This window comes from Asticcacaulis sp. P2_C5, from assembly GCF_056404555.1.
The window spans coordinates 50,531-73,416 of record NZ_JBFUDU010000015.1 but is presented as its reverse complement, the minus strand read 5'-3'; the positions used below and the strand labels follow the sequence as shown (position 1 = coordinate 73,416).

Annotated in this window: 18 protein-coding genes; 15 read left to right on the top strand and 3 right to left on the bottom strand. The window is 58.3% G+C overall.

The features are described 5' to 3' along the window. Positions 1–20: 20 nt before the first annotated feature. From AC1DXO_RS22435 to AC1DXO_RS22425, 3 genes are all read right to left on the bottom strand, one after another. The gene (locus AC1DXO_RS22435) at positions 21–1,706 is read right to left on the bottom strand and encodes a hypothetical protein (RefSeq protein WP_476980426.1); all 1,686 of its coding nucleotides are present in this window, start codon (positions 1,704–1,706) and stop codon (positions 21–23) included. Between the two features lie 346 nt (positions 1,707–2,052). Continuing rightward, positions 2,053–3,786: a UvrD-helicase domain-containing protein gene (locus AC1DXO_RS22430; protein WP_476980493.1), complete on the bottom strand. Its 1,734-nt coding sequence runs from the start codon at positions 3,784–3,786 to the stop codon at positions 2,053–2,055. Continuing rightward, positions 3,786–5,834 (bottom strand): ATP-dependent nuclease, encoded by a 2,049-nt coding sequence (locus AC1DXO_RS22425; protein WP_476980425.1) that lies wholly within the window; start codon positions 5,832–5,834, stop codon positions 3,786–3,788. Before AC1DXO_RS22425 ends, AC1DXO_RS22430 begins: the two co-directional genes overlap by 1 nt. Before the next feature lie 456 nt (positions 5,835–6,290). Here AC1DXO_RS22425 and AC1DXO_RS22420 point away from each other — a divergent pair, with 456 nt between their 5' ends. The 15 genes from AC1DXO_RS22420 (at position 6,291) to AC1DXO_RS22350 (ending at position 22,876) form a co-directional block, all read left to right on the top strand. Further along, positions 6,291–9,224, top strand: coding sequence for a hypothetical protein (locus AC1DXO_RS22420; RefSeq protein ID WP_476980424.1), 2,934 nt, complete (start codon positions 6,291–6,293; stop codon positions 9,222–9,224). 49 nt (positions 9,225–9,273) lie between these two features. After that, positions 9,274–9,894 (top strand): SEC-C domain-containing protein, encoded by a 621-nt coding sequence (locus AC1DXO_RS22415; RefSeq protein WP_476980423.1) that lies wholly within the window; start codon positions 9,274–9,276, stop codon positions 9,892–9,894. A 320-nt stretch (positions 9,895–10,214) separates the two neighbouring features. After that, a complete protein-coding gene (locus AC1DXO_RS22410; protein WP_476980422.1) occupies positions 10,215–10,457 on the top strand; it encodes a WGR domain-containing protein in 243 nt (80 codons plus the stop codon). 366 nt (positions 10,458–10,823) lie between these two features. After that, the gene (locus AC1DXO_RS22405; RefSeq protein ID WP_476980421.1) at positions 10,824–11,132 is read left to right on the top strand and encodes a PadR family transcriptional regulator; all 309 of its coding nucleotides are present in this window, start codon (positions 10,824–10,826) and stop codon (positions 11,130–11,132) included. Continuing rightward, positions 11,132–11,758 (top strand): hypothetical protein, encoded by a 627-nt coding sequence (locus tag AC1DXO_RS22400; RefSeq protein ID WP_476980420.1) that lies wholly within the window; start codon positions 11,132–11,134, stop codon positions 11,756–11,758. The genes AC1DXO_RS22405 and AC1DXO_RS22400 overlap by 1 nt, the downstream gene beginning before the upstream one ends. A 19-nt stretch (positions 11,759–11,777) precedes the next feature. Then, positions 11,778–12,110, top strand: coding sequence for a DUF6624 domain-containing protein (locus AC1DXO_RS22395; RefSeq protein WP_476980419.1), 333 nt, complete (start codon positions 11,778–11,780; stop codon positions 12,108–12,110). A 252-nt stretch (positions 12,111–12,362) separates the two neighbouring features. Continuing rightward, a complete protein-coding gene (locus tag AC1DXO_RS22390) occupies positions 12,363–12,728 on the top strand; it encodes a BlaI/MecI/CopY family transcriptional regulator (RefSeq protein WP_476980418.1) in 366 nt (121 codons plus the stop codon). Beyond that, positions 12,725–13,921 carry a M56 family metallopeptidase gene (locus tag AC1DXO_RS22385; protein ID WP_476980417.1) on the top strand — a complete coding sequence of 399 codons (1,197 nt, stop codon included), beginning with the start codon at positions 12,725–12,727 and terminating at the stop codon, positions 13,919–13,921. Before AC1DXO_RS22390 ends, AC1DXO_RS22385 begins: the two co-directional genes overlap by 4 nt. 60 nt (positions 13,922–13,981) lie before the next feature. Beyond that, positions 13,982–15,460 carry a serine hydrolase gene (locus tag AC1DXO_RS22380; RefSeq protein WP_476980416.1) on the top strand — a complete coding sequence of 493 codons (1,479 nt, stop codon included), beginning with the start codon at positions 13,982–13,984 and terminating at the stop codon, positions 15,458–15,460. Positions 15,461–15,779: 319 nt separating this feature from the next. Then, entirely contained in the window at positions 15,780–16,160 is a 381-nt protein-coding gene (locus AC1DXO_RS22375) for a hypothetical protein (protein ID WP_476980415.1), read from the top strand. A 146-nt stretch (positions 16,161–16,306) separates the two neighbouring features. After that, positions 16,307–16,528 carry a hypothetical protein gene (locus AC1DXO_RS22370; protein WP_476980414.1) on the top strand — a complete coding sequence of 74 codons (222 nt, stop codon included), beginning with the start codon at positions 16,307–16,309 and terminating at the stop codon, positions 16,526–16,528. Between the two features lie 147 nt (positions 16,529–16,675). Continuing rightward, positions 16,676–17,842, top strand: a complete 1,167-nt coding sequence (locus tag AC1DXO_RS22365) for a TolC family protein (RefSeq protein WP_476980413.1) — start codon at positions 16,676–16,678, stop codon at positions 17,840–17,842. Next, positions 17,839–19,332: an efflux RND transporter periplasmic adaptor subunit gene (locus AC1DXO_RS22360; RefSeq protein ID WP_476980412.1), complete on the top strand. Its 1,494-nt coding sequence runs from the start codon at positions 17,839–17,841 to the stop codon at positions 19,330–19,332. Before AC1DXO_RS22365 ends, AC1DXO_RS22360 begins: the two co-directional genes overlap by 4 nt. Further along, positions 19,329–22,481, top strand: coding sequence for an efflux RND transporter permease subunit (locus tag AC1DXO_RS22355; RefSeq protein ID WP_476980411.1), 3,153 nt, complete (start codon positions 19,329–19,331; stop codon positions 22,479–22,481). The genes AC1DXO_RS22360 and AC1DXO_RS22355 overlap by 4 nt, the downstream gene beginning before the upstream one ends. Then, a complete protein-coding gene (locus AC1DXO_RS22350) occupies positions 22,478–22,876 on the top strand; it encodes a copper-binding protein (protein ID WP_476980410.1) in 399 nt (132 codons plus the stop codon). Before AC1DXO_RS22355 ends, AC1DXO_RS22350 begins: the two co-directional genes overlap by 4 nt. Positions 22,877–22,886: the final 10 nt, after the last annotated feature.

Genomic DNA, 22,886 nt, shown 5'->3' with positions numbered 1-22,886 from the left:
TCACTGGTCCCAACCGTTCATCACTCTGCAGCAGAAGCGTTTTTTGGATTCCGGTCGTAAGCCAAAAGACCCTGCATGACGTCACGCCATTCCTGTTGATCCGGCGGCTTTGCGGGTCCGGGCACAGTTGGTAGAGACGGATCGGTCGGGACCGAAATTGAGAGGTCGAGGCCAGCAAGATTGCCTGCGCCGTCATGCCGGCGATCGAATGCGGCGATCGGATGCTTGAGGAAATGCTGATCGAACATCGCTGCCATCCCAGATGATGATAGCCGTGACAGTTCGTCCCTGACCTCTCGGCCACTCTTCCACCCGATTACGTAGCGTTTGGTTTTTTCGCTTGCGGCTTCAAGTGCAGTGATTGCCGCTGGAGTAAAGCCACCGCTCGTCCAGAACTCAAAGTGCACCGTAGAGGAGTTGAAGCGTTCTTCGCTCTTGGTGGCTCGATAAAGGCCGGGCACCTTGTCCGACAGCCAGGCTTCGACCTCCGGGGCATCGATCAGGTGGTCGGGCTGATAGCCCTTGCATTCGTAGATCCAGACCTCGCCGGCGACTACTCGTCGAACATCGATTTCGCCTCTGAAAGTGTCGTAACGGACGAGATGGTTGATATCGATCGATCCACCGTATCGAGCCTGGACCACGTGGCCGACAACGAGTTCGAAGAGCGAGCCGCGCAAATTTCGATCGGCGCCATCGATGTTGCTTAGCTTGTCGAACAGCTCGTTGATAACTTCGGGCTTTGCGACGGCAATGGCTGCGGCCTTGCTGAGCGTTTCGAGTAGGGTCGCTAAACCGATTGCGACATCGCGCCCGAAAAGGTTTTTTGGAGTCGCCAGCATGATGCCGTTAGCCCGCCCAAGGTTGAAAGCTTCCTGGGTATAACCGTCCGCCATAAGGACCGGCATGAAGGGGGGAAGGTTCTTCAGATACGACGACAGGGTGAATTTGCGAATGAAAGCAGCGACAGCCTGTTCAGTGACAGCCACCCCCACCAAAACGTCAGCTACGAGGAAGCCAGGTTTCGGCGGGCCGGATTTCTGGCGCCGGACGATTGGAACCATGTAAGACGGTCCACACAAGTCCCAATTGAAGGTTCCGAACGTAGGCAAGCGCTCAGTTTCCCCTCTAACTTCGATCTTGTCGTAGCTCGCGACACCCAGGCGCCGAGCCCAGTCACGTAACGCCAGCAGCAGCATCTTTTCGACCAGTAGGCGCGCTCGTACACGTTGAAAGTTGGGATGGCCGAGATGTCCGTCGGCGCGCAGAGTGACCACTGCGCCCAGGCCCTGTAGCTCGCCACGCTCAATCAGATGAACGGCTTCAAGTCGTTGCAATACCGTATCGCTTGAAACCTGGCCCTGTTGACGAATGGGCGAGCCGCTTACGATGGAGAATTGCTCCAAGGGCACGACACCGTCGCGAGCCTGCAATGCCGCTAGCGCAGGTCCGTATGCCGGGCTTGCCTCGCGAATGTCGCGCGCCAGCGCTGTCCAATATTGCTCGGTACCTTCGTGTTTGACGTGGTACAGGAAGCGGGCATTACGTGGGAAAACAAGACCTTTGAGGCGGCGGACATTGGCGCCGGCCCGGCTGATGCGTTGCCGCGCAACGTCGGCGGAGACACCCTGGGCGACAAGCTTTCGCGCGATTTCCGACGATAATGCCGGGCCATCCGTCAACAACATCGATTCGACCAAAGTCATCCCTTTGTCCTCTGTCACACTGCGCTATTTATAATTATACTACAGGATGCGGCCTTCTTTTTCGAGTCCGCCGACAGCGTAATTTTTATTGTTTAAAATCAGATTGTTATTGATGTGTTGGCGACGGCCAAGAGCGCCTCTTGTCACGGTCGTCTTGTCACACGAACTATTTGTAGGTCTAAGTTGCTCTTGCAGGGACGGGGGCCGCTCATCAAGGACGGCTTCAAATCGTCGACATTTCACGCTGCGGTGAGCCTTGGCAGAAGCAAAGCTTTCCGATGCGAGTGTGCACACGCCGTGACGCATTGATCAAGTGGAGCTCCACTGTAACTTCGGCGCTCCGAACCTACGTGATTTTATGTAAGACTATAGATGTGCCTGCCTTAGCCAAATGCGCCTGTAAGCGCGCTGCCTGGCTTGCGGGCACTGCTATGGCAAGTAGCCGTTGGGCGCGAGATGCGGCAACGTAGATTTTGCGGGCATCCTCCTCCACGTCTGGCATCCTCGTTCCTTCCAGATGATCGAGGATTTTGCCTGAAGATTTGGTCATCACGACACACACCGCTGGAAATTCGAGCCCTTTCGCTGAATGGATCGTCCGGGCGGAGGCGGATGTGGTGGGAGGTGTCGACAAGGCTTTCGGCAAGTCCGGCGAGGTTTTGAGCCGATTGCCAAGCGGGGTTGTCCCAACATCGCCGGGGGTTAGGGCGGTGCGCGCCTTCTGCAACCAGGCATCGGCGGTGTCGCCGTTGTTAAATCGTAGTGCTTTGGCCAGCGTAATAAAGGCCGGGCGCCATCGTCCGTCATCGAGTCCGGCGTCCTGGATGTAGCGGTGATAGTCGCCGCGCCCCGCGATATGACCCTGAACCCAAAGGACGGTTTTGTGCAGTTCGACGAGGGCATCACGAACACCGCCCACGGCGAAAGCAAAGTGGTAGTCCATCACGGCCATAGCCAGATTGACCGTTTTATTGTCCTTGGCGTCGACGTAGGCCTGCCCGATCGCCTTGGCGCCGCTGCTCCAGGTCGAGGCCAGAACGATCGCGTCAGACAAAGGGATGGCAAGCTCGTTGACCAGGTCTCCGAAAATGCTGCCGATGGTGGCATGCACTGCAGTACCTGGATAGGCGATGATGTGAACCGGTGTAGGATCGGCTTTCAACGGCCCCAGTGGAACGTCCGGTGTGGCGAGCGGAGAGGATGGCCGCAAAGCCGAAATGGCCTTACAAATCGCGGGTGTCGATCGGAAGTTACCGGTCATGGGCAAGTGTTGGTCCGCATTAAAGCTGGACGCAAAGGCCTGAAACTCGTTCGTGACACCGCCGCGAAAGGCATAAATGGCCTGGTCCGGATCGCAGATGACTTTTACGGGTATGCCTGCATTACGGAACCGATCGATGATGGCCAAGTCAGCCGGATTGCAGTCTTGGGCTTCGTCGATGATGACTTCCCGGAAACGCGCGCCGAGGGCGATGCCGATGCGTTTTTCAAGCGCCGAATCTGACAGGTGGGTCTCGACACAGACCCTGACATCATCAAAGTCGAGAAAGCCATTTGACCGAGACTGTTGGATCGTCGCGCGCGCGACGCCTTCGTGGCTGGCGATACTCCTCTCGGAGATGTCAAAGCCTTTCTTGGAACATAGGGCGGCGATCGCAGTCCCAGTCTTACGGTCGAAGCATTTCAGCGGCAGGGCCTGTGCGCCATGGTAATTCGGCTTGATCTCCCATTCGTTTTTGTCTGGCACAAGGCGTGGCGGCGCGGCCGATCCCGGAATGCCGAGCGGTGTCATAATGAATTGCCAGAGGAAACTGTCAAACGTGCCGAGGTAGCTCGGGAAAATGGGGTTGGGTAGTACTCCGAAACTCGCGAGGCGCGTCTGGAGTTCGTCAATGGCGGCGTTGGTGAAGGATAGAAACGCGACCCCGCGCCTGTCGGCTTTATCGGACAAGACGCGTTGGGCGCGCGAAACCATCGTGCGGGTTTTACCCGCGCCCGGACAGGCCTTCACGAATGCCGGGCCGTCGCGCTCGACGATGGTCGTTTGCTGGGGTGTAGGTTCGAACGCCTTCGAGTCCATCACGACACCACGTGTCCAATCGCAGCAGCGATATAGTCTGGTACTGTGAAACCTTCGCCATCTTCGATCAGCCGGGCCAGGACCTGGGCAAAATCCCCCTTACGCGTACTGTCGAAGATTTTGGCGATTGCCCTCGCCCGTTCGTCGCCGGTCAGTGCTACCGCCTTATCCCACTTCTTCTTGGATCTGGGGTGCAGTTTCAGAAAGGCCTTTCGCAGGATCGGGCCGTTACCGGCTTCGATCAGCTCGCCCTCTAGAGAATAGACGCTGTGAATTGCATGTAGGTGCTCCGTAGCGCCCAAGTCTGTGGCCAATTTATCCAGCGAGAGTTTGCGGCGTTCTCCTGGCAACATGGCCGGGGTGGCCGCCACCAGGTCCGCCTCCGCGCTTTCGGGATCGTCGCCGGTCGCGGCATCTTGATCGTCCGAAGAGGTCTCGCCGGCGCCATCACTGAACGCGTCGTCGGCTTCGAGCTCGTCCTCGTCCTCGTCTTCGCCGGCGTCGTCGCCTTCGGCCTTCGCCTTCTTGGTTGTCTTGGTCTCTTTGTCGCCATCGGTCATCACGACCACCCGGTCGGCAATACGGGCCCCGTTCTGCTCGGTCAGAAGGAGCCGCGCATAGGGCAGGAAATCGACACCGTCGATGGGCAGAAAGACGGCGGATCGAAACAGTCTGAGTTTGTCGAGCTGGCCCTTCAGGGTGTGGTGCTGCGCCATCGCCGGCAAGAGCAGGGCTTCGGCGATCCCTTCCACCAGGAAGACGCGTCCACCGAAGAGCATGGCGGCTTTGGTTACGTCGAGGTAGCGGTCGATCTTCCGCCTCGCAATGTCCGTCAGCGCGATTTGAGACAGTGCGATGCAGCGGGTCGAGCGGCGTAATACGGCGGCGGTCAGGGCCACTTCGAGCGTGGCTGCGGCACTGTCATCATCTCCAACGGGCTCGTCGGTAAGGGCGACCTCTATTACCGCCTGATCGGCCGCCGCAGGTTCGGGGGCGGCGGTGTCGTCCGTCGGGTCGGGTGTAGAGACAACGGACTTGAACACCACCAATTTGTCATTCGTTACCCATGCCGACAAGTTAGGCGAATGGGTGGCCACAATGACTTGAAGTTCGCCGGCCTGCGCATGGTCCGCGGGTGGAGTGTCTCGTGACTGGGCGGCCTGATCCGTGAGAAAACCTAGGACGGCGGCTTGCAATTGCGGATGGAGGTGGGCTTCTGGTTCCTCGACAAGGAAGAGGGTGAGGTCGGAGGTTCGTACCTTCTCCAGTTCGACCGCGATCGTCGCCATGAACAAGAGGTTGGCGTAACCATGTCCCGAATATCGCAGGTCCTCGGGGACGACCCCGTGATCGGCCAGACGGAAACGCAGATCGCGTGCGATATCGACCAGGGCTTCGTCGGTGGAAAAACCGAGAGAGGCGCCTTGTTTGCGAACGCCCGCAGTAAGGGCGGACAGGCTACGCTCAACAGCCTGGTCGACGCGGCTGATGACGTCATGTTGCCGCGTCCGCGCCAGGGTCTCTGCCAGTTGTTTTGGGGTGGTGCCTTCCAGGAAGTGATTGAGGAGAACCATGATGCGGGTCGGATTGCCGGAGGCGAGGGCGCGTTTGGCGTCACGAAGCGGCGGAAGATAGACATGACGCACCATCTCGTGGCTGCCGGTTTCAGGAGTGTGGCCGAAGCGGCCGGCCCAAAGCTGTGGTTTGGCGCCCTGACGGCTACCGTCATAGCGCAGGCCGAAGGTGGCTCGCTCTAGTGAGGGATCGGTGGCGGCGGAGATCAAACGGCCCTGCTGGCCAGGTGAGAGTTCGGCGAAGCGGGCTTCGAGTTCGAAGATCTTTGAAGGGCTCTGGAAGCGCGCGTCGGTGGGTTCGCAAGAGATTTCACGACGGCCCGTCAGCGGCGCTGTCAGGAGACGGATGGCATCGATCGCATTGCTCTTGCCGCCATTGTTTTCGCCGACAAAGACAGTCAGGTCTTTTTGCAGCCGGATTTCGCTATCCTCGAAGGAGCGGAAATTCCTTAGCTTCAATGTTTCCAGATACATAGTGCCCCCATGCTGCGAAATATGGGTATGCACTGATTCTGCAAGATCGGGTTGTGGAACGCCGAACTATTGCAGGTCTTTTGCCAGTGACTTCCGGTGGGTTGATCGAAGAAGCGATGAAGTCGAGCAGGACGAGCCCGAACGCGACAACGAATACTGTTTCACTCGGCCGGACGTCAGACGAGAGCACGTGTTTGGACAAATGACCAAATACGTTCGGCGGTGTGCCTACTATGTCGGTATGTATAGAGTGTCCTTATGGTGGTCGTGTCGGCTTTTCAGTACATACTGATGTCGGGACGTCACTGCAGAACTGGGGGGGCGGCTCACTTCTTGGCAGTCGGGAGCGTGAGTTCCATCAAAGATTTCGCCTTCAAACTCTGTGGAATCGCAGGCGTCGTCCTATATGCAAGGGAATGTCGCCGGTCCATGGCGAGGCTTTGGGGGGTAATCGAGTTGAAGAACCGTGTTGAGCTGCGAAATTTTATTCGATACCAGTTGGCGCAACTGGGTGAACGCAACGGCGAGCATGAATTTGAACTGCTTTCCTTTGAGCTGGCGCGGGCCCGACACGTCTCGAATCTTCAACCCGCCACCGGACCAGTGAAGGCGGGTGGGGACCAGGGGCGTGATTTCGAAAGCTACCACACCTACCTCAAGGACTCGCCGATAGGGCGCACTACCTTCAGTGTCTTGCTGTCACATGACATTGTTGTAGGTGCGTGCACGCTCAACAAGAAGATCGCGCCGAAGATCAAAGCCGATCTCCAGACCATTTTTGGTGCGGGCGACAAGCCTGACCGGGTTATCTACTACTGCGAGCCTAGCGTACCTGTGGCCAAGCGACATGGGCTTCAAGCTTACTGCCAGGACACCTATAATTCTCGGCTCGATATTTTCGATGGCTTGGCTATCGCTGACATGTTGTCAGACGCGGATACCTTTTGGATCGCGGAACAGTATCTCCAAGTTCCAGCCAACTTTTTCCCGGAAGGTGAAGTTGACGAAGAATACGATCGGTTGCGAGAGCGCTGGCTGACCACGCCGAGGGAGCCCACCAACTACGCAGATTTCCTGTCGATAAAATCTGGGTTGAGGACTGCTACGACCGAAGATGCGGCAAAGCCGGACTTTTCGGCCTGGTTGGCCAAGATCGGGCAGTTCCTCGGTGAGGCCTACTCGCCGCTCATACGACATCGCGCACGATACGAAATTGTGGCCGCCGAATCCAAGAGGGGAACCATCGAGCAAGCCGGCGAGCACCTTTCAACCTACTTTGATGAGGTGGCGGACTTCACCAATCACGCCAGCGACCTGCAGGACGCATCGGTCCTGGTCAGCTTTTCATTTTACGCCCTGCGGGAAAAGCAAACCACAACGCCTTTTGAGCAGATTGCCTCGTGGCGTGACAAAGTAGCTGGGCTGCTAGAAGTGGGTTTGAGTGCGTCCACAAAAAAGGTGGAGCAACTTACGCTTATGGAAGCGCAGGCAACGATCAAGTCTTTTGATTTTGAGAAGCCCCTGTCCGAAAAGCAGGACGCGCTTGTCAAAGCCTGGCTTGCGATTGCAAAATTGGCACGAACCGTTCCCTATTACCCGCTGCCGCACTTAGATAAGGTCGTCAAACTGCTTTCGGATTTTGCTGGGAGTGTGCCGGACTTCGCCGCTCTTCGGGATGAATGCGACGAGATCGCGCGCGAGCGAGCCGGCGCGCGAACGGTTTCGGAAAAAGCATTCGCGCGCGCTGGCGATCATTACAAAGCCGGCAGAATCCTTGCTGCAGTCGATGAGCTTCATAGGGCAAAGGTTGGGGCCTTTACCGGCGAGGAAATTCCACAAGCCGTCCTGCTGATGCTCATGCTGAGTGAGTGTTACACGGAACTCAAATTGCATTTTGCTGCACGCTATTATGCCGCTGGTGCCGTTTATATGACCTACAATGCCTGCGAAGAAGCGGTCTATTCCATGCTGCCCCAAGCCACCTTTGCCTTGGCAAGAGCGCACTATCTGGCTGGCGAGGGGGCTTCGGCACTGCTACTGTCGAAGACGGCCATGTTCGCCCAAGCCCACATGGCCGATAATCCGGGTGATACTGCGCAGCACGAGGATATGCAGAGTACGCTGGCAGACATCGCCGCAACATATACGCTTTGCCGACGCTTTGTACCTGGGCTCATCCCGGCTCTTGATGACTCGCTGAACAAATGGCCATTCGAGAGGTCGGTTCTCGATCAATATTTGGAGGTCGCGAGCAAGTCAGAGTCCCCATGGGCGTCGATGCCGCTGAGCGAGGTAGTGGACCGCAGCGAAAGTGAACTTGGCGTCTTGCCATTCCGGGATTTAGGACCAAGGCGAACGGTTTGCTGGATGGCGCTTGGCATCGAATGGACCGTCGAATTCGACAGTCAGCGTAAGCTGCTCCCTGCTATTCACGGCCTTCTTGCTGCCCTTCAGGTGGTCCAGGGCGAATTCGCTTCGGTTGACCTGAATATCATTCCCACGAAGGTGCTAATCAAAGTCGATACCGCCCCGGTCCCGTTAATGAATGTCCAAACCGAACCTGACAACGAAATTTTAAAGTGGCACGTCACTGTGCCAACCGATCGGCCAGACCATGCCAGTTTAGATGACGCCATTCTTGACGGTCTTTCGGTCGCGGTTACCATCATAGGCCAGGCGACGGCCCTGGATATTGATGCCTTTGCTGCTCGGATAGATGAGCTGTTTAAACGCGGTCTAAAAGCTCGGGTCTTCTCGGTTCGTCCGACGGAGGAGCTTATGGATTTCGTTCTGGCGCAAATGGACGGCGAGGAGGCATTGACGTCAATTGCATGTCCGGTAAAGAACCGCGTCGTGACGCCAATGGAATCGAAGGAACTCGCCTGGAGGTCTGGCCCTGGCCCCGGCTATACGAAAGAGAAGGCGAATCAAATACTCGTGAATCGGTATCGGGTCGGCGCCGATGCAATCCGGCTGTCATTGCCCAAAATAATTGGCGATCCTCGTGGTCAGGCATGGATCGCAAAGAGTCGTGAGGCTGGGCATCTGGACTGGTGTACGCTTGGCCTGTTGGCAAATCTGGTATGCAGAAATCAGACTGAAAGGCGTTTGGGGCGTCCGTTGAGACCAGAGGACGTTGCCTTATATACTGCGCGCATGCTTCGTTCCGAGGAAGAAGCCGACGGTGAGTTTGATCTTGGCGAGCTGACTGACGAGAATTTCGAAGCCCAATCTCGGGCGAGCTTGATGGCTGTTGCGAACACCTGGAAACTGATGTCGCATTTGGGTACCCCGGTTTTTGACGGTTTCAGGCGCCTACTCGACGAGCGGTATGGTTTTTCGTCCGATGATATCCCTCACGAAGATCCGTTTGCTGGAGCGACGGTCTAGGTCAACGCCCCATCGTACCGCAAATCCTCAGCAAACGCCAAAGACGATAATGACAACACAGCGAACGCCACCCGCTATTACCCCCTTTATTCGACAATTCGCGACCGAGGTTCGGAGCCGCGCGGAGCCGATTTATTTGCGCGTTCGCCCCGGGGCGGACGCGCAGCCGTTGGATTGCTTCTATAATGTCAAGCGAGAGGTGGATCGATCGGGTGGTCGCATGCAGTTCGGATGGGCGGTTTGGGAATGGCCAAAGGTTTTCGTCGAGGCAGAGCTTCACGCCGTCTATCAACCCTTCGACGGCGCAGCGTTCGAAGATATCACGCCTACAGATGATCCCGAGATCAAGCGCCGCCTTTTCATTCCCGATGATTCCGTGAGCTATGACTTTGAAAACGAAGGCGTCACGTTAGACAACATTCGCAAGGCGTATGTAAGAGACCCTTTAATTGAGGCTTTCTTGAACGCAGCGAGTGAGCGCTCTGCATTCAGAAATTCCATCCCGGGCATCGGTGAAATCCAGCTACAAGGCGAGATGGCGAGACAATGGACTGCGATCGAAAGCCGTAGCGCGGACTTGTGCATTCAACTGGCCAACAAGTATCTTGATCCGAATGCAAGGTGCATTTGCGGTAGCGGTCGGAAATTCCGCAAATGCCACGCCGCGTAATGTAGCGCTCGTTCAGCCCGCTAGGGATTGGCGGAAGTTTTACACGCTCGGGGACCAGTCGTTCTTGTCGCAGGCAAGGGCTACGCGATAAATTGAAACCGGGCGTCGCTTTGACGATTGCCGCCGTTCGGCCGCAAGCGTTGTAAGTCGCAGCCTTGGCCGCGCGGACATGACGAACCGCTAGTATCGCCAATCTCACTGAATCACTCGATTTTCGGGATGCTCGCCAAGTATTTCCCATAATTACTATTATACGCATTTTGACAAGCCTCTGACTCTACTATATAATCTGACAAGAAAAATGATCCAGGAGTTGGATAATGACAGTCAGATTATTGCGTGTTGATCCGACACGGAACATGGCGCGCTTTTATGAACTCGATATTCAGATAGGCCTCTTCGGTGATGCCTGCGTCATGCGTTATTGGGGTCGGATCGGGACGAACGGCCAAGGCAAAGAAAACTGGTTAGAGAGCGAAACCGAAGCCCTTGAACTGGCGCGCAAACTGGAGCGCCAAAAGCGAGGGCGCCGGTACACCAGTTCTATCCCCTCCCACGGTTAGCTTAATTTGTTATCGACAAAATGGCCTACCATCACGCGGATTGGCGGAGTGGCCTTGCTTAGCCTCACTTGTGTGGTCTTCTAACAAATGGCGCGGATCGACGCCGGCAGACACAAGGGCATCGCGTTGCAAGTCGACCACTTGACGCGCCCCTTCCGAAGAAACGAGCACATATCCAATCAGAATGTGCGGAAATCTCCTAAAGTGGAGTTTCCGTATAGTTGTCCATTCCGACAGGGTTTACCGTTCAAAATCAAGCTATATGCAGCCCGATTTTCGCCGCGGCAGGCGAGCTGGCGGAAAGCATGTGTTTTCCGACATGCGTCGAAGCTTGACATTTTGAATCTATATATGTAGAGTTATGAAATGACCCGCACCCAGAATGCTTCTCGACAAACACGCACTGTTCTCGCAGCCCTGCTGGAACGGCCTCATGCCTGGCGGTATGGATATGACCTTTCCAAAGAGACGGGCATAAAGTCGGGCACGTTGTATCCGCTATTAATCCGATTGAACGACCAGGGGTTACTGCAAGCGGAATGGCGAGAGGCCGCCAAGCCGGGGCGACCCGCGAGGCATGCCTATCGGCTGACAAACGCAGGTCGCGAACTGGCGGCAGCGCACCAGCCGGAAGGTGATCATCCGGCGAAGTTCATCGGGCCGAAGTTAGCGTAATGTTGCCAAAAATAATCATCGATTATGCGCTGCGCACTCTGCCTACCCATCGAGCGGATTGGGGGAACGCGATGAAGTGCGAGTTCGAACAAATTGAGTCTTCCTCGGAGGCATTCGATTTCGCCATTGGCTGTGCTTGGGCCGCCATTCAGGAAAGGACAACTGTTATGAATGCAATCACATCTGTCGGTCGCTGGGGAGTGGGTGCGGCGACTGTCCTGTACGGGGCATTCTTTCTCTGGGCCGCGGCGAATTGCGTCGGCGTACTATTCGGCCAGCAAGATCCATTCTACCAAATGCTAATTCGCCACCACCATTTCGACGCCGCTGCCGACCATGTTAAGGCATTACCTTATATTCTGCTGTTCAACCTCGTTATGGGCGTGTCCAATGTTGCGGCCGCTCTCTTCCTTGTAAGGCGAAACACCAAACCGTTTGTCATTGCATGTGCGGGCGTCGGCATGGCCGGGGTTACGCTCACAGCGATTGGCTTGGCGAATGGGGCGAAACTTGGGACAATTCTGACCTGGGCATGGCCATTGGTGCCACTAAGCATGTTAGTTTGTGCCTTTTGCGCGCTGGCGTGGATCACTAACCGGTATGCTCCCACTCAGTCGGCGGCGTAAGTAGCGTAACATTCACGGTTTGTCTGCTTATGCTACAAATCTGCGCGTTTCGTTAGTTCTGGCCTTCCAGAAGTCCGCGCTGGTGTTGCTTGAGGGCCTTCTGCCAGCCATGGATACCCAGCCGCAGAGTTACGCGTATCTCTACGATCGTGTCGCCATCGCCGAGAAGCGGCCACAGCGTTATGGCACACAGGGGCGGTGCACCGGACCGGCTAAATGGGAGCCTTATCCAAGCGAAAACCCGGATGGTCTCGATAAACGGCGTGCCGAGGTAGGGTTGAACAGCGAAGCTGAGTATATAAAGGTGTTCACTTTCTGCACAGCTGAACTGGCGGCGATGTCCGGGGGGTAAAGTCCGACAATCGTAAGGCCCCGGGGACCTGGGAATCGCGGAAGTTCTCCTTTTGTCCGCCTATGCTACAAAAATGCGCGTTTGGTTGTCGCTGGCCTACACGTTCAATCTGTTGCTTAAACTTCTTCGGCCCCTTTACATTGCCGCCCTGCCCCGAGCCTTTCCGGAAGGTCGCTCTCCAGGCCCTACGTCTGCGGTTGACAACTACACATGTAGACGATATGGCTACATGTGTAGACGTGGAGATGCCTGGTGGAACGGATTAGCGAGGGTGAACAGCGGATCATGGAGGTGTTGTGGCGAGAGTCGCCGCTGTCCGCCTCTGGCGTATCTGAGCGTGTGGGACCCGGTCAGGACTGGAGTATCAGCACCGTTAAAACCTTGTTGGCTCGACTGGTTACCAAAGCCGCCATTACGCATGAAGAAGACGGCAACCGATTTCTCTATCGTCCCCTCGTAACGCGCGAGCAGTTCCTGCGGGCAGAGTCTGGTCGGCTGGTCGATCGGCTGTGCGACGGACGTGCGGCGCCGCTTGTCGCGCAGCTGGCGGAATCAGGACGAATGTCGGAGCAGGACATTCTGGAAATCGAAGCCTTGCTGAAGGCGCTGCGCGCATGATCGACTGGCTGAAAGAAATCCTGCTGGCGTCCGCTCTTCTCATGGGCTTCGTGCTTGTGGCGCGCCGCCCGGTTGCGCTGTGGGCGGGCCCGAAGCTTTCATACGCGCTGTGGCTGTTGCCTCTGGTTCGTATCCTTATGCCGCCGCTGCCGGTTGGCGGAATGACCTTCCTGGACTTGTTTGCAGCAATCACTCCGCAGGCTTCACATATGGATTCGCCACAGCCACGCTTAAGCGATGTGCAGCTTTCTATGGGCAGCCAACATTGGGAAGGGCTGCTCGTGCTCGCGTGGCTGGGAGGCGCAGTAATCTATCTGCTATTTCAGCTTCTCCGCTACCGCAGCTTCCTGCAGGTGCTTGTAGCAGCCAAAACCGGCGCGGACTTTGAGATCGAGACAGTGCGGGTGTGGACGAGCGCTGCTGCCCAGGGGCCGCTCGCGGTCGGAGTATTGCGCCCCCAGGTGGTGCTGCCAGCGGATTTTCATAACCGCTTTGGCGAGGCAGAGCGCGAGTTGGTGCTGGCGCATGAGCTGATGCATCACCGTCGCGGCGACCTGGTTTCGAACATGGCGGCGCTGGTGCTGTTGTCATTGCAATGGTTCAACCCGATTGCGCATATCGCCTTTCGCCGCTTTCGCGACGATCAGGAATTGGCGTGCGACGCCGACGTCATTGCCGCTAAGGGCGTCGCCAGCCGGTATGACTATGGCCGGGTTCTGGCCAAGGCGGCGTGCCAGCGCAATAGCTGGCCGCTCTGCACCCTGAAACCGGCTGAGGTGCTCAAAGTCCGCCTGAAAAGCCTCGCCCAGGGGTACGAAGGGGGGCAGCGCCGCTTGGCCGGCGTGGCCATCTTTACGGTGTTCGCCGCCGTCCTGCTCCTTGTCTCGCCGCGCATGCCATCTGCGCCCAATGTCGACCTGACCCCCGGCGTGGAAAGGGTCTCTGTTATCACACCGGGCAGCCAGACCGTCAGCACCCCTGCCGCGTCTGACAGGTTAACGCCGCAGCGCTCGCCGGTCGCGCCCCGCATGACCGGAGCGCCCGATGAAGACAGTTCCTCAGCGGGAATGGATCCCGTGCAACGCACGGCGTTCGAGCGGTCGGTCGAGGCCACGACGATGCAGGGCGCGCCCGCGCTGGAGGCGGCCGTGGAAGCCCGTCACGGGCAAGCGAGACCTCACCTGCCAGCCTAGGCTCGCGCTCCGCTTACTCTCTAACCTTATTCTCACTCCACTCGACTGGAAGGATTTCCCATGCGTTTGTCCGTAGCTTTTCTCGCGACCGCCTGCTTTCTGGCTGGACCGAATGCCGTCCACGCTCACGCAAACGCTTCGCCCGCTCAAATCCATCCGGCGAAGGCGAGTGCGCAGTCACAACGTATCGACGCGCTGTTGGCACAGGAAATGAAGGAGCGCCGGATTCCGGGCGCGCAGGTCGCAGTCGTTCAAAATGGCCGTATAGTCTTTGCCAAATCGTACGGATTGGCGAACTTGCAGACACCGGTCCCGGTCAGTAACGCCACCTTGTTCTCGATCAATTCCGCGACAAAGTCTTTCACCGGCGTTGCAGCCATGCAGTTGGTCGAGCGCGGTCAACTCGATCTCGACACGTCAATTTCAGTCTACCTCGGCGATCTTCCCCCAAGCTGGCGCCCGGTGACTGTGCGGGATCTTCTCGCCCACATATCGGGCCTCCCCAACATTGTTGATCCACAAACCGGAGAGATGCTTGGAAGGAGTGAGGCCGAAGCCTGGACGATCGTTCGGCAAAAGGAACTGGAGTTCACGCCCCGGACACGCTCGAGCTACAACCAGACGAACTACCTGCTGCTCGGCAAGATCATCGAGAAGCTGAGCGGCGAGACGTTTCCGGCCTTTATCGCAAACCATCAGTTCGCGGTGGTGCCCATGCCAGGCGCGGGGTTTGGTGACTCTCGGGATGTCGTACCAGGCAAGTCTCAGTCTTACCGGTTTGATTATAGCGCTTCGCCCCAGGGGACATTGCGGCCGGTCTACGAGGAATTCCCCTCCGGTTTGCGTCCTGGCGCGGGGATAAACACGACGGCTAAGGATCTTGCCGCCTGGTTAGTGGCGCTGACGGAAGGCAAGTTGATCGGGCCAGATACGCGCTTAAAAGACCTCTGGTCGCCACCCAGGCTCGTGGACGGCACCTCGGCGTCGTGGGCCCTTGGGTGGCCCATCAGGACTCGGAAGCATCTTGTCATTCCAGGCGGCCAGGGTGGGGGGCGTTCTGCGTTCAGCGTCTACCCTGATCAGAAGATCGCCGTCGTGGTCCTGACCAACCTTTCGGGTGCCAACCCCGAGGATTTCCTGGACAATATCGCCCACCTTTATGCGCCGGGCATCCAGACGTCGGACGTGGCAAACCTACGCGACCAACTCAACAGTCATGGGTTTTCAGCGGCGACGCGATTGGTGGATGCTGCAATCCAGTCCGGAACGCCGCTCGATCTTCCGGAGGGTGAACTGAACAGCTGGGCTTATCGGCTCCTTCGCGCCGGCAATCATGCCGAGTCGCTGGAGATATTCAAACTCATCGTGCACCTCAATCCAGAGAGTGCCAACGCCCATGACAGTCTCGGAGAAGCGTATCTCGCTGCAGGCTATGTGGAACGCGCGATAGCGAGCTACGAAGAGTCGCTCAGACTGGATCCCGCGAATGCCAACGCAGCCGAGCAACTTCGAATTCTGCGCATGAGCCCCCAACGATGATGAGCGAATATTCGTTGAGGGCCACTCTCCGCCTCCGGCCACGCCGCGCCAGGAGCGGCAGCTGACCACCAGCAACTTCCGCTGACGGCGGCCATGTTGACCTGTATCCATGTCCGCAAAGGACCAAAAGCCGAAGACCATGTTCGGTTGGAAAGAAGTTGCGCATCGCTCGGCTATTAACGCGGATATTTTGTATTATGGGAAATAGCACAATAATTTCAATGAGTTAAGTGCGTTGACGGTCAATTTTTCACGGGAAATCTCTGGCGCAATCGCCGTTCATTGACAAGTAGCATTTAGATCCTATGCTAAAAGAGTAATGGTCAAAGCCCTGCTTTACATCTTCGCCGTCGTCGGCCTTCTGATCTCGCCCGTGTATGCACAGGCGGCCCAAAAGGATTGCGCCAGCATGTCCGGGTCGATGATGGTCGGCAAGTCGTCGAACTCAATTGCCTCCAATATGAAGACCTCCGACGACATGGCATGCTGTGACCACGGCAAGTCGGATACCTCGTCCAAAGACGCGGCCTGCTTCAATAATTGCATCGCCATGTGCGGTGTCAGTGTTTCTTCAGCTACAGACGTTTCTATCCTCCTGCCGGTGCTTGCCATCGAGCAGGTCTCCTTCAACGATAAGGCAGCACCCCTCTTTACCCAAGAGCCGAGCCTGGTCGTTCCTCCTCCCAGGTCTAACGCGTAACAGGCGGATTCCGCCATTGTTTACGCCCTTCAAGGTCCGACTGATCCATGCCTTCGTGCATCCAGCCCGATCTTGAATGTTTTTGCTTGACCGTGATGCCAAGTGCCGCGGGCAAGCCTCAGATTTGATTTGAGGAGATTTCTCCAATGACTATGCGTCAAACCCTTGCCACCACTGTGTGCGCAATTACCTTCGGCCTGCTGGCCGCCTCCGCAGCTTCGGCCCAGGACGCACCCGCTGTCCCTTGCCACAAGTGTGACTACCACACGGCGCCGCCTTCACCGAACCCGCACGACGTCATGCCCAGGATCGTCAAGGTTCCGTGTGCCCCGGCACTGATGGGCGATTGCCTGAAAACCGGAAAGTAATGCGTCGCCCCCTGCCGCCAAAAGCGGCAGGGGGCTTTCGACTTCCCTCTTCCCTTTCAGGATTACCTCATGCAATTTGTTTCCCCTGCGGTTCTCGCAGCCTTGCTGACGCCACTTGTGTGCGCGTCTGGGGCCTTGGCCGGGCCCATGACCTTCGATGCCGCGCTCAAGCTGGCTGAGCAATCGGCTCCCAGCCTAGCAGCGAAGAACGCTGATGTCGGCGCCGCCCGCGCGTCGGCCATTGCGGCCGGGCGCCTACCTGATCCCAAAATCCGTGCAGGGGTCGAGAACTTCCCGATTTCTGGTCCGCCGGCCGGCTCCTTTGTTAAGGACAGCATGACCATGACGACGCTCGGTGTTATGCAGGACATGCCCAGTGCTGCCAAACGCAAAGCCGCCCGTGGCCGCGCCGACGCCGATATCGGGTTGGCGCAAGCGGGCCAGGCGCTCGAAGCGCGCGATGTCCGGCTAAACACCGCCCTGGCTTGGGTCAATCTCTATTATGCCGAAAGAAAACTCTCCGCGCTCGACGAGGTCACCAAAGCGATTTTGCCCATCCGGACAAGTGCAGCGTCGCAACTGACGACCGGCGCGATCCGGCCTGGACAATCGCTTGATGCAGACCAGTTGTCGGCATCACTTGAGGATCGTCGTGCCGATCTCATCGCGGAGGTCGCCAAGGCGCGCGCCGAACTGGTGCGCTGGACGGGAGACGACACAGCCGACGTCGCTGGCGACCCGCCAGAGTATGCCGTTGACCCAACTGTCCTCCGCGCAAACCTCGACAACAACCCCACCTTGAGAACCTTTGGCGCCATGAGCCGCCAGGCGGACGCGGATGTCGCCGTGGCCCGCGCCGAGAAAAAATCCGATTGGGGCTGGGACGTCACCTATCAACACCGCGACGGGATGTACGGTGACATGGTCTCAACGGGCGTCACTTTCAGCCTCCCACTATTTTCCAAAAGCCGCCAGGACCCGGTGATCGACGCGCGGACCCAATCGGCGACGCGGGCACGGCTCGACCAGGATGCGGCGCATCGTCAGCTTCAGGCGCAACTCGATGCCGATCTGGCCGATCACGTCATGCACCATGACCGTATGATGCGGGCGCAAATGACGCTCGTGCCTTTGGCACAAAAGAAGGCCGACCTGGAAATGGCGAGCTATGGCGCGGGAACCGCCACCTTGTCCGACGTCTTAGGCGCACAACTGGCACTCGCCGAAGCCCGTATCGATGCCTTTGCTCGGCAAGCCGACGTCGCGCGAGATGGCGTACGGCTTAATATGACCTACGGGAGTAATGACCAATGAGCAGCAATCTCACATTCTCACGTTTGCAAATTGGCGTTGCGGCGGCCGCGCTCATTCTGGTCGCAGGTGGTGCCGGTTTTGGTGTGGCACACTTAGGCAAGCCATCACCTGCCAAGTCGATGGCGTCCGACGCAAGCAAAGGCAAGGTCCTCTACTGGTACGACCCGATGGTGCCGAGCCAGCATTTCGATAAGCCCGGCAAGTCGCCCTTCATGGATATGCAGCTTGTCGCTCGCTACGCAAACGACAGCGGCGGCGATGCGCGCGGCGTCCAGATCGATCCCGCCCGGCTGCAAAGCTTAGGGATGCGATTGGCAACCGTCGAGCATGGTGATTTTGCGCAGAGTTTCACGGCCGCCGGTGCGCTCGATTTTAACGGCCGGGACGTCGCAATTGTTCAGACCCGCGCCAATGGTTTCGTCCAGAAGGTCTATGGCCGCGCGCCAGGCGATATGGTCGGCGCCGGCGCCCCGATCGCCGACATTCTCGTACCGTCATGGGGTGGTGCCCAGTCCGAATATCTCGCCGTCAAACAGACCCATGACCCGGCGCTCGAAGCGGCCGCGCGTCAACGACTGGTCCTACTGGGTATGCCATCCGGCCTGATCGATAACGTCGCGCGCACTGGCCGGATCAGCAATGTCGTTACAGTCACCACGCCGGTCGGCGGCGCTATCCAAACACTCGATGTCCGCCAGGGCATGACGGTGAGCACGGGACAGACCCTGGCCCAGGTCTCAGGCTTGTCGACCGTCTGGCTCACGGCCGCCGTTCCGGAAGTGCAAGCCGGACGCGTCAAGGTCGGGCAGCCGGTGACCGCTGACCTGACGGCCTTCCCGGGCGAGACCTTTACCGGGCGCGTTTCGGCCATCCTGCCAACGGCCCAGGCCGATAGCCGTACCCTGAGCGTCCGCGTCGAACTGACCAATTCAAGCAGAAAGCTTCGTCCCGGCATGTTCGCCAATGTTCACCTCAATGGCCAGAGTTCGCCAGCACTGTTCGTGCCCTCCGAAGCGCTCATACGGACTGGCAAACGGACCATTGTCATGCTGGCCAGCGGTAACGGCCGCTACATGCCGGCCGAAGTGCAGGTGGGGCGCGAAGATGGCGACCGCACTGAAATCGTCTCAGGCCTCAATGAAGGCGACAAAGTCGTGGCGTCCGGCCAATTCCTGATCGATTCCGAAGCCAGCCTGGCTGGCATTGATGCTCGCCCCCTCACCAGTATGTCGGCCGGATCACCGTCTTCTTCAACGCCAGCCCTCCTTCAAACGCGAGGCGTCATCGAACAACTGACGGTCAATTCCATTACCCTCAGCCATGAAGCGGTCCCGGCCATCGGATGGCCGGCCATGACGATGACGTTCAAGCTTGATCCGCCGACGCTCGCCAAGGGTCTGAAGGTCGGCGATCACGTCGCCTTCGGTTTCGTGCAGAACCCTGATGGTCCGGCAATCAAGACGGTTCAGCCGATAGCGGGGGCACAATGATCGCTGGCCTTATCCGCTGGTCTGTCCAGAATCGATTCTTCGTCATCATCGGCGCCATTGCCCTTATTGTCGCCGGCGTCTTTGCCGTCCGATCAACCCCGGTCGATGCCCTCCCCGATCTCTCGGACGTTCAGGTCATCATCCGCACGCCCTATGCCGGCCAGGCGCCGCAGATCGTCGAAAACCAGGTTACCTATCCCCTGGCCACGACCATGATGTCGGTGCCCGGCGCCAAAACGGTGCGCGGTTATTCCTTCTTCGGCGACAGCTTTGTCTATGTCCTGTTCGAGGATGGCACGGATCTTTATTGGGCGCGTTCGCGTGTTCTCGAATATCTCAACCAGGTGCAAAGCCGCATGCCGGAAGGCGCCAAGCCGTCGCTTGGCCCGGACGCCACCGGGGTGGGCTGGGTTTACGAATATGCCCTGGTCGACAAGACCGGCCAGCACGACCTGTCGCAATTGCGATCCCTGCACGACTGGTTCCTGCGCTACGAATTGAAATCCTTACCCGGCGTTGCCGAGGTCGCCAGCATCGGTGGCATGGTCAAGCAATACCAGGTCGTGCTCGACCCGGTGAAACTGGCCGGATACGGCGTTACGCATGGCCAGGTCGTCCAGGCGATTCAGGCCGCCAACTCGGAAAGTGGTGGCTCGGTTCTGGAACTGGGTGAGGCTGAATATATGGTTCGCGCCGGCGGCTACCTTAAAACCCTCGACGACTTCCGCGCCATTCCGCTGAAATCCGCTGGCGGCATCCCTGTCACATTGGGCGATGTCGCGACCATCCAGATCGGCCCGGAAATGCGCCGGGGCGTCGCGGAACTCAATGGTCAGGGCGAAGTTGCCGGCGGCGTGGTCATTCTGCGTTCTGGCAAGAACGCACGTGAGACCATAGCTGCCGTCAAGGCCAAGCTGACCGAACTGAAGAAAAGCCTCCCGCCCGGCGTCGAGATCGTCACCACCTATGACCGCTCGCAATTGATCGATCGTGCCATCGGCAATCTCACAGAAAAACTGATCGAGGAATTCCTCGTCGTCGCGGTCGTCTGCGCCCTGTTCCTCTGGCATGTGCGCTCGGCTTTGGTCGCCATTATTACCTTGCCGATCGGGGTACTCGCAGCCTTCATCGTCATGCACAGTCAGGGCGTCAACGCCAACATCATGTCGCTCGGCGGAATTGCTATCGCCATCGGCGCCATGGTCGATGCCGCCGTAGTCATGATCGAGAACGCCCATAAGAAGATCGAGCATTGGGAGCACGATCATCCGGGTGAAGTGTTGAAAGGCGATGAGCGCTGGCGCGTTATTACAGACGCGGCGGCCGAAGTCGGTCCTGCGCTCTTCTTCAGTCTTCTGATCATCACCTTCTCTTTCATCCCCATCTTCACCCTCCAGGGGCAGGAAGGTCGGCTGTTCTCGCCGCTGGCCTTCACCAAGACCTATGCCATGGCGGCGGCGGCCATCCTGTCGGTCACGCTCGTGCCGGTTCTGATGGGCTATCTTATCCGCGGGCGGATACCCAATGAGCAGGCCAATCCGGTCAACCGCTTCCTGACCGCGATTTACCGACCCATCCTAGACGCCGCCATGCGGCGCCCTAGAACCACGCTGGTTCTGGCGGCCCTGGCCTTTGCGACGACAGCCTGGCCGCTGACCCGACTCGGCGGCGAGTTCATGCCGCTGTTCGACGAAGGCGACCTGCTCTACATGCCGTCCGCCCTGCCCGGCTTATCGGCTGATAAGGCCTCGGAACTCCTTCAGCAGACCGACCGGCTTATCAAGACCGTACCGGAGGTCGACACGGTTTTCGGCAAGGCCGGCCGCGCCGAAAGCGCCACCGATCCGGCACCCATGGAAATGTTCGAGACGACCATTCGCTTCAAGCCGCGTGATCAGTGGCGGCCAGGCATGACACCCGAGAAGCTGGTGTCGGAATTGGATCGGACCGTAAAGGTGCCGGGCCTCGCCAACGTCTGGGTGCCGCCGATCCGCAACCGCATCGACATGCTGGCCACCGGCATCAAGAGCCCTATCGGCGTCAAGGTCTCGGGCAGCAATCTCGTCGAACTCGACCGGATCGCTCAAGATGTCGAGACGGTGGCCAAGACCGTTCCAGGCGTCAGTTCGGCCCTGGCTGAAAGGTTGACGGGTGGCCGCTATGTCGATGTCGATATCGACCGCACAGCGGCGGGGCGTTACGGCATGAATATCGCCGACGTCCAGTCGATCATTTCGGGTGCGGTCGGCGGCGAAAATGTCGGCGAAGTCGTCGATGGCCTGGCACGCTATCCCATCAATGTCCGTTATCCGCGCGAGGAACGGGATAGTCTGGAGGGTCTGCGCAACCTGCCCATTCTGACGCCGATGGGACAACAGATCACGCTTGGGACCGTCGCCAAAGTCGAAATCGCCGACGGGCCGCCCATGCTCAAGACCGAAAACGGTCGGCCCTCGGCCTGGGTCTATGTCGATGTACGCGATCGCGATCTGGCGTCCGTCGTCGGCGATCTGCAGAAGGCGGTGGCCAAGGACGTCAAGTTGTCGCCTGGGGTCTCCATCGCCTATTCTGGTCAGTTCGAATATCTCCAGCGTGCTGTCGAACGACTGAAACTCGTGGTGCCGGCAACCCTCGTCATCATCTTCCTGCTGCTTTACGTCACCTTCCAGCGTTTCGACGAGGCGGCATTGATCATGTTCACCCTCCCCTTCGCCCTGACCGGCGGCATCTGGACGCTCTACCTTTTGGGCTTCCACCAATCAGTCGCCACCGGCGTCGGCTTCATCGCCCTGGCCGGCGTATCAGCAGAGTTCGGCGTGGTCATGCTCATCTATCTCAAGGATGCGCTCAAGGACCGCGGCCCTGACCCATCGGCTGCGGACATTGAAACCGCCGTGATGGAAGGCGCCCTTCTCCGCGTTCGTCCTAAAGCCATGACCGTCGCCGTTATCCTGGCCGGTCTCTTGCCGATCTTGTTCGGTCACGGCGCCGGTTCAGAAGTGATGAGCAGGATCGCTGCTCCGATGATCGGCGGGATGCTGACCGCACCGCTTCTGTCCATGCTCGTCGTGCCAGCCGCCTATCTGCTGATGCGACGTCGCAAGACCAAACCCTTACCCCAACCTCTCAATCAAAGGAGTTTCCCATGAGAGCCAAACTGATCACACTATCCATCCTGGCGATGGCTGGCCTGCTTGCCGCCTGTAGCCCCAAGCCGGCAGCGACCGAATCCGCTGCCTACGCCTCCGAGGCTGCACCAACCGCGATGTCCGATATGTCGGGTATGTCCGGCATGGCCATGGATACCGACGCAGGCGCGAAAATGGGGAACGGCGTCGGCGTGATCACCGCCATCGACAAGACTGCGGGCACTCTAACGATCAAGCACGACGCCATTTCCGCCGTTGACTGGCCTGCCATGACCATGGCGTTCAAGGCCACACCGCCTGCCCTGCTCGATGGTCTTAAAGTCGGGGAAAAGATCAAGTTCGACGTAACTGTCAAAGGTTCAGACGCTGAAGTTACCGCGGTTACGCCGCAGTAGGTAGTTGGAA